The 11,909-nt window shown below is 76.3% G+C and carries 6 protein-coding genes; 3 read left to right on the top strand and 3 right to left on the bottom strand.

Annotated features, from left to right (window positions below):
* Nucleotides 1–40 precede the first annotated feature (40 nt).
* Both LN037_RS00800 and acs read left to right on the top strand, forming a co-directional pair.
* A complete protein-coding gene (locus LN037_RS00800; RefSeq protein ID WP_230748902.1) occupies nt 41–253 on the top strand; it encodes a hypothetical protein in 213 nt (70 codons plus the stop codon).
* 76 nt (nt 254–329) lie between these two features.
* Complete coding sequence (gene acs, locus LN037_RS00795; protein WP_230748900.1) at nt 330–2,252, top strand: acetate--CoA ligase; 1,923 nt, start codon at nt 330–332, stop codon at nt 2,250–2,252.
* 61 nt (nt 2,253–2,313) lie between these two features.
* On the opposite strand, the gene treZ is transcribed toward acs, so the two are convergent.
* The gene (gene treZ, locus LN037_RS00790; protein ID WP_230748898.1) at nt 2,314–4,050 is read right to left on the bottom strand and encodes a malto-oligosyltrehalose trehalohydrolase; all 1,737 of its coding nucleotides are present in this window, start codon (nt 4,048–4,050) and stop codon (nt 2,314–2,316) included.
* Between the two features lie 100 nt (nt 4,051–4,150).
* Between treZ and LN037_RS00785 the strand changes: the two genes are divergently transcribed.
* On the top strand, nt 4,151–9,049 hold the full coding sequence (locus tag LN037_RS00785) for a SpoIIE family protein phosphatase (protein WP_230748896.1): 4,899 nt from the start codon (nt 4,151–4,153) through the stop codon (nt 9,047–9,049).
* Here the strand turns inward: LN037_RS00785 and LN037_RS00780 are convergent.
* Together LN037_RS00780 and LN037_RS33235 are read right to left on the bottom strand one after the other, a co-directional pair.
* Nucleotides 9,026–9,697 carry a response regulator transcription factor gene (locus tag LN037_RS00780; RefSeq protein ID WP_230748895.1) on the bottom strand — a complete coding sequence of 224 codons (672 nt, stop codon included), beginning with the start codon at nt 9,695–9,697 and terminating at the stop codon, nt 9,026–9,028. The genes LN037_RS00785 and LN037_RS00780 overlap by 24 nt on opposite strands.
* Nucleotides 9,694–11,787: a sensor histidine kinase gene (locus LN037_RS33235; RefSeq protein ID WP_230748893.1), complete on the bottom strand. Its 2,094-nt coding sequence runs from the start codon at nt 11,785–11,787 to the stop codon at nt 9,694–9,696. The genes LN037_RS00780 and LN037_RS33235 overlap by 4 nt, the downstream gene beginning before the upstream one ends.
* Nucleotides 11,788–11,909: the final 122 nt, after the last annotated feature.

The raw sequence follows: 11,909 nt of genomic DNA, 5'->3' as shown, positions 1-11,909 counted from the left end.
TGACAGGAGAAGCCACATCGTCGGCGCCTAGGGTGGGGGCATGCCGCTGTCGTTCTCGGAGGAGCGCGAGACCGGCCTGGTCGCCGTCACGCTGACCGACGAGAGCGGTGAGGTCGTGCAGACCCGGGTGGTGGGCGCCGACGAACTGGGTCGGATCGCCGCGGCCGCCCGCCGCGCCGCCGCGCGGGCCCAGGAGCGGGGCGAGCCGCTGTTCGTCACGCTGGACGAGCTGATCGACGAGCCGCCGGACTGACCCGACCGTGTGGGTTTCCTCCCACTGGACGACAGCAACGACGCGTTCCTGCCACGAGGGGGGAACTCGGCACGCGATGGACGACGACCGCTACGCCCCGCCCGCCGACCTGCGCGCCCGCGCCAACGTCACCGCCGACGACGAGGCCCGGCTGCGCGCCGAGGCGGACGCCGACCTCGACGCGTTCTGGCTCGCCCGGGCCCGCGAGCTGGACTGGGACCGGGAGCCGACGCAGGGCTACGACGGGTCCGAGCACCCGTTCGTCACCTGGTTCGCCGACGGCCGGCTGAACGTCGCGCACAACTGCGTGGACCGGCACGTGGCCGCAGGCCGCGGGGAGAAGGTCGCGCTGTACTGGGAGGGCGAGCCGGGGGACCGGGTCGCGGTGACGTACGCCGACCTGCAGCGCCGGGTGGCGCAGGCCGCGCACGCGCTGACCGGGCTCGGCGTCGGGACCGGCGACGTCGTCGTGGTGTACCTGCCCGTGCTGGTCGAGACCGTCGTGGTGATGCTGGCGTGCGCGCGGATCGGGGCCCTGCACTCGCTCGTCTTCGGCGGGTTCTCGGCCGAGGCGCTGCGGTTCCGCGTGACCGACGGGCGGGCGAAGGTCGTCGTCACCACCGACGGGCAGTACCGGCGCGGGAAGGCCATCGCGGTCAAGGAGAACGCCGACCACGCCGTGGCCGGCACCGACGTCGAGCACGTCCTCGTCGTGCGGCGCACCGGGCAGGACGTGCCGTGGACCGAGGGCCGCGACGTGTGGTGGCACGACGTCGTCGACCCGCAGCCCACCACGCACGACGCGGAGGCCTTCGACGCCGAGACGCCGCTCTTCCTGATCTACACGTCCGGGACGACCGGCCGCCCCAAGGGCCTCGTGCACACCATGGGCGGCTACCTCACCCAGACCGCCTGGACCGCCTGGGCGTGCTTCGACCACCGCGACGACGACGTCTACTGGTGCCAGGCCGACCTCGCCTGGGTCACCGCACACACCTACGAGGTCTACGGCCCGCTCGCGAACGGCGTCACGCAGGTCCTCTACGAGGGCACACCGGACACCCCGCACCGGGGCCGGCACTTCGAGATACTCGCCCGCTACGGCGTCACCGTGTACTACACGGCGCCCACGCTCGTCCGGACCTTCATGACCTGGGGCACCGAGATCCTCGAGGGGCACGACCTGTCGTCGCTGCGGCTGCTCGGCAGCGTCGGCGAGGCGATCAATCCCGAGGCGTGGCGCTGGCTGCACACCCACGTCGGCGGTGGCCGCTGCCCGATCGTCGACACGTGGTGGCAGTCCGAGACCGGCGCCGCGATGGTCGCCCCGCTGCCGGGCACGACGACGCTGAAGCCCGGCTCGGCGACCCGCCCGCTGCCCGGCGTCTCGGTCCGGGTGGTCCACGAGGACGGCACCGACGCGGCGCCCGACGAGGGCGGGCTGCTCGTCGTCGACCGGCCCTGGCCGTCGATGGCCCGGACCGTCTGGGGCGACCCGGACCGCTACGTCTCGTCCTACTTCGAGCGGTTCCGCACGCAGGGCTGGTACCTCGCCGGGGACGGCGCCCGCATCGACGACGACGGGTACGTGTGGCTGCAGGGCCGCGTGGACGACGTCATGAACGTGTCCGGGCACCGGCTCTCGTCGATCGAGCTGGAGTCCGCGCTGGTGAGCCACCCGCGGGTCGGCGAGGCGGCGGTGATCGGCGCCCCCGACCCGACGACGGGTCAGGCGGTCGTCGCGTTCGTCGTGACCCGGGGGGAGCCCGCGCCCGACGAGGACCTCACCGCCGACCTGCGTGCCCACGTCACCCGCGAGCTCGGCCCGGTCGCGCGGCCGCAGCAGGTGCACGTCGTCTCGGTCCTGCCGAAGACGCGCTCCGGCAAGATCCTGCGCCGCCTGCTGCTCGACCTGGCGTCCGGCCGGGAGCCCGGGGACACGACGTCGATCGTCGACCCGACCGCCCTCGATCAGGCGCGGGCGGCGCTGCGGGCCTGACCGACGAAGCGGCGTTGCACCCACTGGATGACAGCAACGACGCTTTCCTGCCACGAGGGGGTCAGGACGTCCGCACCAGCGCGCACGACTCGGCCGGCAGCACGACCGCGGCCTCCGAGAGCCCCACCTCGAACGGCGCCCACACCACCTCGGTGGCGCCGTCGATCGGCACCGTCGCCTCCCCGCCGCCGAGGTTCACCACGAGGCGCAGCGCCCCGCGGTGCACCACGAGGGTGCGGGCGCCGGGGTCGACGTCGACGTGCACCCGGTCCAGGCGCGGGTCGGCCAGCTCCCGCTCGGTGCGGCGCAGCGCGGCGAGCGTGCGGTAGACGTCGAGCAGCCAGGCGTGCTGGCCCTCCTCGGGCTCGGCCCAGTCCAGGCGGGAGCGCTCGAAGGTGGCGAGGTCCGTGGGGTCGGGCACCTCCTCGGCGCCCCAGCCGTGCTCGGCGAACTCCCGACGACGGCCCTCCCGGACGGCGTCCTGCAGCTGCGGGTCGTCGAACCCGACGAAGAAGGCCCACGGCGTCGACGCGCCCCACTCCTCGCCCATCCAGATCATCGGCGTGAACGGCGAGCAGAACACCAGCGCCGCCCCGCACGCGAGCCGGCCGGGGGACAGCGACGCGGAGAGCCGGTCGCCGCCCGCGCGGTTGCCCACCTGGTCGTGGTCCTGCAGGTAGGCGAGGAAGCGCCAGCCGGGAACACGGTCGAGGTCGACCGGCCGCCCGTGGGTGCGGCCGCGGAACGTCGACCACGTCCCGGCGTGCACGTAGGCCTCGCGCAGCACGCGGCCGAGGGTCTCCAGCTCGCCGAAGTCGACGTAGTAGCCCTGCGTCTCACCGGTCAGCGTCGAGTGCAGGGCGTGGTGGATGTCGTCGCACCACTGGGCGTCGAGCCCGTAGCCGCCGGCCTCGCGCGGGGTGACCAGCCGCGGGTCGTTCAGGTCGGACTCGGCGATGAGCGTGAGCGGCCGTCCCAGCGCCGCCTCCAGGCCCTGGACGTGGACGGCCATCTCCTCGAGCAGGTGCGTCGCGCGGGTGTCGCGCAGCGCGTGCACCGCGTCGAGGCGCAGCGCGTCGACCCCGAAGTCGACGAACCACATCGTCACGTTCTCGAGGATGTAGGCCCGCACGGTGTCCGAACCGGGCCCGTCGAGGTTGAGCGCGGACCCCCAGTCGTTGGAGCCCGCGAAGTACGGCCCGAACCGGTCGAGGTAGGCCCCGGACGGCCCGAGGTGGTTGTACACGACGTCGAGGGCCACCCCGAGGCCCCGGTCGTGGCAGGCGTCGACGAACCGGCGGAACGCGTCCGGGCCACCGTAGTTCTCGGTGACGGCGAACCACAGCACCCCGTCGTAGCCCCAGCCGCGGGTGCCGTCGAAGGCGTTGACCGGCAGCACCTCGACGATCGTCACGCCGAGCTCGACGAGGTGGTCGAGGCGGTCGACCGCGCTGTCGAACGTGCCGCCGGGGGTGAACGTGCCGACGTGCAGCTCGTAGATCACCGCACCGGGCAGCCCGCGGCCGGTCCAGCCCTCGTCGCGGCCGGCCGGCGGCGCCCACACCTGCGAGGGCGCGTGGACGCCGTCGGGCTGCCGGCGCGAGCGCGGGTCGGGCAGCGGGTCGGCGCCGTCCAGGGCGTAGGCGTACGAGCTGCCCGGACCGGCCCCCTCGACGGTCGCGGTCCACCATCCCTCGTCGGCGCTCATGGGCCGGGCGACGCCGTCGACCACCACCGACACCGTCCCGGCCGTCGGAGCCCACACCGAGAACGTCCCGTCGACACCCGTACCCGTCACGGCGCCGATCCTCCCGGTCCGCACGGGGCATCGCCGCGCGAACCGGGTACACGCCCCCGGCGTTAGGCTCGATCGTCACCGGTACGGAGGAGAACGGCGGATGGCAGGGGCAGCGGACGGGGCGGAGCCGGCGGAGGTCGATCCGCTGTTCGCCGGGCACGGCGACGTCGCCGCCGCCATGGCCCAGGTCGACTGGGCGGGCACCCCGCTCGGGCCCTCGCGGTCCTGGCCCCGGGAGCTGCGCACCGTGGTCCGCGTGCTCCTGACCTCCCGGTTCTCGATGTGGATGGCGTGGGGGCCGGACCTCACGTTCTTCTACAACGACTCCTACCGGCGGGACACGCTGCGCTCGAAGCACCCGGGGGCGCTGGGCCGACCGTTCCGGGAGGTCTGGTCGGAGATCTACGACGACGTGCTGCCCCAGGTCACGGCCGTCATCGAGCGCGGCGAGTCGACCTGGGACGAGGACCTGCTGCTCTACCTCGAGCGCAACGGCTGGCCCGAGGAGACGTATCACACCTTCTCCTACAGCCCGCTCGCCGACGAGCAGGGCACGATCCGCGGACTGTTCTGCGCGGTGGCCGAGACGACCCCGCGCGTGCTCTCCGAACGGCGGATGGCGTTCCTGCGCGACCTCGCGACCGCGATGACCACGGCGCGCACCACCCGCGCGGTCGCCGACGCGGCCGGGGAGGTGCTCGGCGACGACCACCGCGACGTGCCGTTCGGGCTCGTCTACCTGCAGGAGGACGGCGGCCTGGAACTGGTGGCCGCCATCGGCACCGACCGCGGCGGCCCGGCGGCGCCCTGGACGGCGGGTCCGGACGAGATCGGGCCGTGGCCGCTGGACCGAGCCCGCGAGGGCACCACCGTCATCGACCTGCCGACCGGGGTGCACGGCGCGGTGCCCGAGGACTGCGACCGGGTGGCGCTCGTGCCGTTGCGCCCGCCCGGGGCCGCTCCCGACGAGCTGCTGGGCGTCCTCGTCGTCGGGCTGTCCCGCTTCCTCGCCTTCGACGACCTCTACCGCGACTTCGTCGAGCTGGTCGCGAGCCAGGTCACCTCCGGGGTGCTCGACGCCCGCGCCGCGGAGTCCGAACGACGCCGGGCGGAGGCGCTCGCCGAGCTCGACGAGGCGCGGCGCCGGTTCTTCGCCGACGCGAGCCACGAGCTGCGCACGCCCCTGACGCTCATCTCCGGGCCGGTCGACGGGCTCCTCGCCGACCCCGACCTCGCGCCGGCCCGCGCCCGCGGGGACCTGGAGGTCGTCGCGCGCAACACCCGGCGGCTCACCCGCCTCGTCGGCGACCTGCTCGAGGTCGCCCGCCTGCAGGCCGGCGGGTCCGCGCCGATCCGCACGCCGGTCGACCTCGGCCGCTTCACCGTCGACGTCACCGGGATGGTGGCCTCGGCGATGCAGCGGGCCGGCCTCGAGTACGTCGTGGACGCCCCGTCCTGGCCGGAGCGCGTCGCGGTGGACCGCACGGGCTGGGAACGCGTCGTGCTCAACCTCGTCTCCAACGCCCTCAAGTACACCCGCGCCGGCTCGGTGACGGTGCAGTTGCGCCGCGAGGGCGACCAGGCCGTCCTGACCGTGGCCGACACCGGGATCGGGATCGCCCCGGACGAGCTGCCCCGCCTGTTCGAGCGGTTCCACCGCATCGAGGGCACCTGGGCCCGCTCCGCGGAGGGCAGCGGCATCGGCCTCGCGCTGGTGCGCGAGCTCGTCGAGTACGACGGCGGGTCGGTGCAGGTCGGGAGCGAGCTCGGTGTCGGGACGACGTTCACGGTCCGCATGCCCGTCGTCGCCGCCGGCGACCGGGACGGCAGCGACGGCAGCGACGGCGCCGACGGCACCGACGACCCGGCGGACCCGTCCTCCGACCCCACCGGCCGGTCGCGTGCCCTCGTCGACGAGGCCGAGCTGTGGGTCCCCACCGGCGCGGGCGCGGGCCCGGCGGCGTCCGAGGGCTCCGTGCTGGGTCGCGTGCTGGTCGTCGACGACAACGCCGACATGCGCGACTACGTGAGCCGGCTGCTCGCCCCGCGCTGCACGGTGCTGACCGCCGTCGACGGCGACGAGGCCCTCGAGCTCGCCCTGGCCGACCCGCCGGACATGGTGGTGTCGGACGTGATGATGCCCGGCCGCGACGGGCTGGGCCTGCTCACGGCGCTGCGCTCCGACCCGCGCACCGACCGGGTGCCGGTCCTGCTGCTCTCGGCGCGGGCGGGGGAGGAGGCGGCCGTCGAGGGCCTCGCCGCCCAGGCCGACGACTACCTCGTCAAGCCGTTCGCGCCCGGCGAGCTGCAGGCCCGGGTGCAGGCCCACCTGCAGCTCGGGCGCGCCCGCCGCGAGGCCGAGGCCCGCTTCTCCGCGGTGGCCGACCTCGCGCCGGCCATGATCTGGGTGTCCGACGCCGTGGGGCGACGCGTCTTCCTCAACGCCGGCTGGACCCGGTTCACCGGCCGCGACCGGGCCGGGGAGCTCGGTCAGGGCTGGCTCTCCGGGCTGCACCCGGCGGACCGCGAGGCCTACGACGCCGTGGTGGCCCCCGCGCGCGCCGAGGGCCGGAGCTGGGAGACCGACTTCCGCCTGCGCCACGCCGACGGGACCTTCCACCGCCTCGTCGAGCAGGCCACGCCCGTCCCGGGGCCGGACGGCCACGCGAGCGGGTGGGTCGGTGCGGCGGTGGACGTCGAGACCCGGCTCCGCGAGGCCGACCGCGCGCGGCTGCTCGCCGAGGTCGGCGCGGGGATGGAGTCGACCGACACCGTCGCCGGCCGACTGCGGGAGCTCGCCCGGGTGCTGCACGACGCGCACCTCGGCGACCGGGTGTACGTCGACGAGAGCGGCGAGATCGGGACGGACGCGGACCCGCACCGCCTGCGGCGTCCGCTGCGGGTCCGCGACCGGACGCTCGGCGTCCTCGTGCTGGAGCGCGACCCGTCCGCCGCGGTCTGGTCCGACGCCGACCGCGCCCTCGTCGACGAGGTCGTGGCGCGCACACTCCCCAGCCTCGACAACGCGCTGCTCTACGCCGACGAGCGCAGCGCCGCGCACCGGCTCGCGATCGTCCACCACGCCACCACCGCGTTCTCCGCGGCCGCCACGCCCGCCGACGTGGGCCGGGCGATGATGGAGCACGTCGTGGAGCTGCTGGGCGAGGACACCCAGGCCGCCGTCTTCGAGTACGACCGCGCGACCCGCGAGCTGCGCATGGTGACCCGGCGGCCCGCCGAGCTCGACCCCCGCTCGCACGGGAACGTCGTCTCCCTGGACTCCGACACCCTGCTCACCCGGGCCGTGCGCTCCGAGCGCTCGATCTGGGTGCACGAACCCGAGCCCGGCGAGCCCGAGGGCGCGCAGGACCCCGAGCTCGTCGCACTGATGCGGGCCCGGGGGCTGCGCAAGGTGGTCACGGTCCCGCTGATCGCGGCGGGGAACGTCGTCGGCGGCATCACCGTCGGCCGGGACGTCCTCGGGCGGCTGGACGCGGGGGAGCGCACCACCCTGCTCGCGCTCGCCGAGCCGTGCGCGGTGGCCCTCGACCGGGCGCGGCTGTTCCGGGCCGAGCACGAGATCGCGCAGACCCTGCAGCGGTCGCTGCTGCCCCAGGCCCTGCCGGAGGTGGCCCGCCTGCCGATCGCGGTGCGCTACCTGCCCGGCGCGGTCGGGACGTCCGCCGGCGGCGACTGGTACGACGTCGTCGAGGTCGGGCCGCGCCACGTCGCGGTGGTGGTCGGCGACGTCGTCGGCCAGGGGACCGCGGCGGCCGCCGTCATGGGGCAGCTGCGGACCGCACTGTCCGGGTACCTGCTCGCGGGCCACGGACCCGGTCCTGCCCTCGACCTGCTCGACGGCCTGGTCTCCCGGGTCGCGGGCGCACGGGCCTCGACGGCGATCTGTCTGCTCGTCGACATCGAGTCGGGCGAGGTGCGCTGGTCGCGGGCGGGGCACCTGCCGGCCCTGCTCATCGACGACGACGGCCCGCGCCTGCTCACCGACGCCGCCGGGCACGGCCCGCTGCTCGGGCTCGCGCAGGAGAACCGGCCGCCGCGCACGGAGGGCGTGGTCCACGTCCGGCCGGGCGCCGACCTCGTGCTCTACACCGACGGGCTCGTCGAGCGCCGCGGCGAGTCCCTCGACGAGGGCCTGGACCGGCTCGTCGCGGTGGCGACCCGCAGCGTCGACACGGCCCCCGAACCGATGGCCTCGCACCTGCTCGACGCGCTCGCCCCCGCCGAGGCGATCGACGACGTGGCCGTGGTCGTCGTGCGGCTGGCCCCCTCACCCCTGACCCGGACCTTCCCCGCCGACCCCGTCGAGCTCGCCCGGATGCGGCGGGCGGTCCGGACGTGGGCCGGGGCGGCGGGGCTGCGCGACGAGGTCGCCGAGGACCTGCAGCTCGCCCTCGGCGAGGCCGCCACGAACGCGGTCGAGCACGCCTACGGCGCGGTGCCGCCGCCCGGGGCGCAGGTCACGGTCACGCTCGCGGTGCGGCCCGACGGCGGGGTGGCGGTGGACGTCACCGACCACGGCGCCTGGCGCGCGATCCCCACCGACCCGGGGCACCGCGGCCGCGGGCTGTCGCTGATCCGGGCGCTGGCCTCCGACGTCGTCCTCGACGCCGGGCCGGACGGCACCACGGTGTCGTTCACCGTACCCCCGGCCCGGCGCTCCGGCGCGGCGGACCGGGACACGACGGCCGTGGTGGCCCCCGACCGGGCGGCGACGGTGACCGTCGAGGGCACCACGGTGCGGGTGACGGGCGACCTCGACCTGGCCGGGGCCGACGTGCTGGCCCGCGCGCTGATCGCCCCGCCCGGCCCGAGCTGGACCCTGGACGTGACGGGGGTGGGGCACCTCGCCAGCGCCGGGATCGGCGTGCTGCTCGCGGCGGCCGGGGCCGGGGCGGAGCTGGTGCTGCCGGAGACGGGGCCGGCCGCGCGGGTCCTCGCGCTCAGCGGGCTGGTGTCACCGCAGGCCGCCCGGACCTGAGGCGCGGCCCAGGCCCGCCTCCCGTGCCCGCACGATCGCCTCGGCCCGGTCGGCGACCTGCAGCTTCGTGAAGATCGACGACACGACGTTGCGCACCGTCTTGGGGGAGAGGTGCAGCGCCGCGGCGATCTGCGGGTTCGCCCGGCCGGCGGCCACGAGGTCGAGCACCTCGCGCTCGCGGGCGGTGAGCTCGGGGAACACGTCGGTGCCGGTGGCCGGGCGCGGCGCGAGGAACTCCGCGACCCGGCGGGCGATCGCGGGGCCGAACACGGCGCCGCCCGCGGCGACGGTGGCGATCGCGTTGGTGATCTCGGCGCGCGTGGCGCCCTTGAGCAGGTAGCCCCGCGCGCCGGCGCGCACGGCCGCGAAGACGGTCTCGTCCTCCTCGCTCATCGTCAGCACGACGACGCCGGTCCCGGGCCGGTCCTCGAGGACCCGGCGCGTGGCGGCGATGCCGTCGAGGCCGGGCATCCGGACGTCCATCACGACGACGTCGGGGGCCAGGTCCGCGGCCCGCGCGACGGCCTCGGCGCCGTCGGCGGCCGTGCCGACCACCTCGATCCCGGTGACCGCCGTGGTCGCGGCGAGCAGCCCGGCGAGGCCCTCGAGGTAGACCGGGTGGTCGTCGGCGAGCAGGACGCGGGTCACGGGGCTCCTCCCGGCGGGCGGACGGGCAGCACGGCGCGCACCTCGGTGCCCCCGGCGGGCGGGCAGGTCACGGTCGTCGTGCCGCCGAGCTCGGCCGCGCGTTCGCGCAGCGAGTGGCTGCCGACCCCGGCGGCGCGGTCGGGGTCGATCCCGCGGCCGTCGTCGGCGACGCTGACGACGAGCGCGCCGGGCTCGCGTCCGACGTCGACCCGCGCCCGCGTCGCCCCGGCGTGCCGGACGACGTTGGTGAGCGCCTCGGACACGATGCGGAACGCGGCGACCTCCACCGCGGCCCCGAGCTCACCGGGGTCGTCCCCGTGCACCGTGACGTCGAGGTGCTCGCCGGAGAGCGCCCGCGCCCGCTCGCGCAGGGCCGCGAGCAGGCCGAGCTCGTCGAGCGCGGGCGGGCGCAGGTCGTGCACCAGGCGCCGGACCTCGGTGAGGAGTTCCGCGACGTCGTCGGTGGCCCGGCCGAGCGCGGCGTCCGCGGCCGCCGGGTCGACCCCGGCGAGCGCCCGGGCGGTCTCGATCCGCAGCGTCACGGCGCCGAGCCCGGGCCCGACGGAGTCGTGCAGGTCGTTGCGCAGCCGCCGGCGCTCCTCCTCGCGGGCCGTGACCAGCTGCTCGCGCGCCTGCTGCAGGGACGCCCCGAGGGCACCGGCGCGGGCGGCCGCGGCGGCCTGCCGGAGCAGGTCGGCGAGCAGCCGCTGGTCGCGCCGGGACAGCGCCGCGAAGGCGGTCGCGGGCACCGCGACCCGGCCGACCGGCTCGTCGCGGTAGCGCAGCGGGAGCTCGACGACGTCGTCGCCCGCCCGTCCGTGCTCCACGACGGCCCGGGCCCCGTCGGCCCGGTCGACCTCGACGCGCACCCCGGGCAGCCGGAACGCGTCCACCACCGAGCGCGCCAGCGCCGCGAGCTGCGCGTCGGGGGCCGACGCCGACTCGAGACGGTCGGCGAGGGCCGCGACGGTGCCCTCCGGGTCGTCGCGCGTGCCGCGGACGAGGCGCCGCGCGAGCCGCCACAACCGCGCGCGCAGGGGTGTGTAGGCGATCGCGACCACCGCGACGGCCACGAACACCGGATCGCGGTCGCCGAGGACCGAGCCGGCGACGAGCAGCACCACGAGGTCGACGGCGACCACGCCGAGGGCCAGCAGCGCGGTCAGCACCGTCGCCGGGAGCAGCCGGTCGATCTCGGCCAGCCGGTAGCGGGTCACCGCCACCAGCACCGCCGCCGCCGTCACGCCGATCGCCAGGCACAGCGCCGGCGCCGTCGCCCACGCCGGGAGCACCCGGCTCGTGAGCATCACCAGCGCGTCGACGATCGCGGCCCACACCAGCCACCGCATCTGCAGGCGCCGCACCCCGGTCGCCCGCCGGAACCGCACGACGACCACGACCAGCGGCACGACCAGTCCGAGCGGGAGGAACGCGTAGGCGACGTCGAGCACCACCGGCCAGCCCGACCACGGCACCGACAGCGTGTCGATCCCGAGGGCGCGGACCTCCGGGGAGGTCGTCTCGCCGAAGCGCGCGTCGAGCACCTCGGACGGGACGACGACCAGGCACGCCGGCAGGAGCGCCGTGGCCAGGAGGCTGCCCACCGTGGCGGAGCGTCCGACCCGGCCGCGGGGGAGCCTGCCGTCCGGGAAGAGGAGCAGCACGAGCGGCAGGGTGAGCAGCAGGAACGCGCCCCACCGCGCGATCACGGTGAACGCGAGGCCGCCGAGCGGGACGCCCGTCGCCAGGGCCTCCAGCAGCCAGGCGCCCGCCAGCGCGTCCACCACCCAGGCGAGCCCACCGACGAGCAGCACCGGCCCCAGGCGGTGTCCCGGCCGGCCCCGGACGATGACGAGACCCGGCACGAGCAGCGCGAGCCCGGACGCGGCGATCGGCCAGCCCGGCTCGCCGCTCGCACCCGCCGGGACGGGCCGGCCGACCGCGCGGACGTCGAGCACCACCACCGCGACGGTGACCGCGAGGGCGACCAGCGCGACGAGGGCGAGCCCCACCTCCCGCGGCCACGGCGACGACGGCGGGCGCGGCACGTCCGCGTCCGTCGCCCGCGCGCGCGGGAGGGTCTCCGTCACACGCCGACCCTGCCACGGCGACGTCGTGCCTTCGAGGGGCCACGGTCCCGGGCGATGTCCCGGACACCCGGGACACGGGACGGGACCGGAACCGGGAGCCGCGGCCCTGGGGGACCGGGACG

It is taken from the genome of Actinomycetospora soli, from assembly GCF_021026295.1.
GTDB classification, from domain to species: Bacteria; Actinomycetota; Actinomycetes; order Mycobacteriales; family Pseudonocardiaceae; genus Actinomycetospora; species Actinomycetospora soli.
This window is presented reverse-complemented; position numbering and strand designations above follow the sequence as displayed.

What these genes read in the sequence shown, in the direction of transcription:
- LN037_RS00800 (WP_230748902.1), top strand. Translation starts at nt 41, where the DNA reads ATGCCGCTGTCGTTCTCGGAGGAGCGCGAGACCGGCCTGGTCGCCGTC.
- LN037_RS00785 (WP_230748896.1), top strand. Translation starts at nt 4,151, where the DNA reads ATGGCAGGGGCAGCGGACGGGGCGGAGCCGGCGGAGGTCGATCCGCTG.
- acs (WP_230748900.1), top strand. Translation starts at nt 330, where the DNA reads ATGGACGACGACCGCTACGCCCCGCCCGCCGACCTGCGCGCCCGCGCC.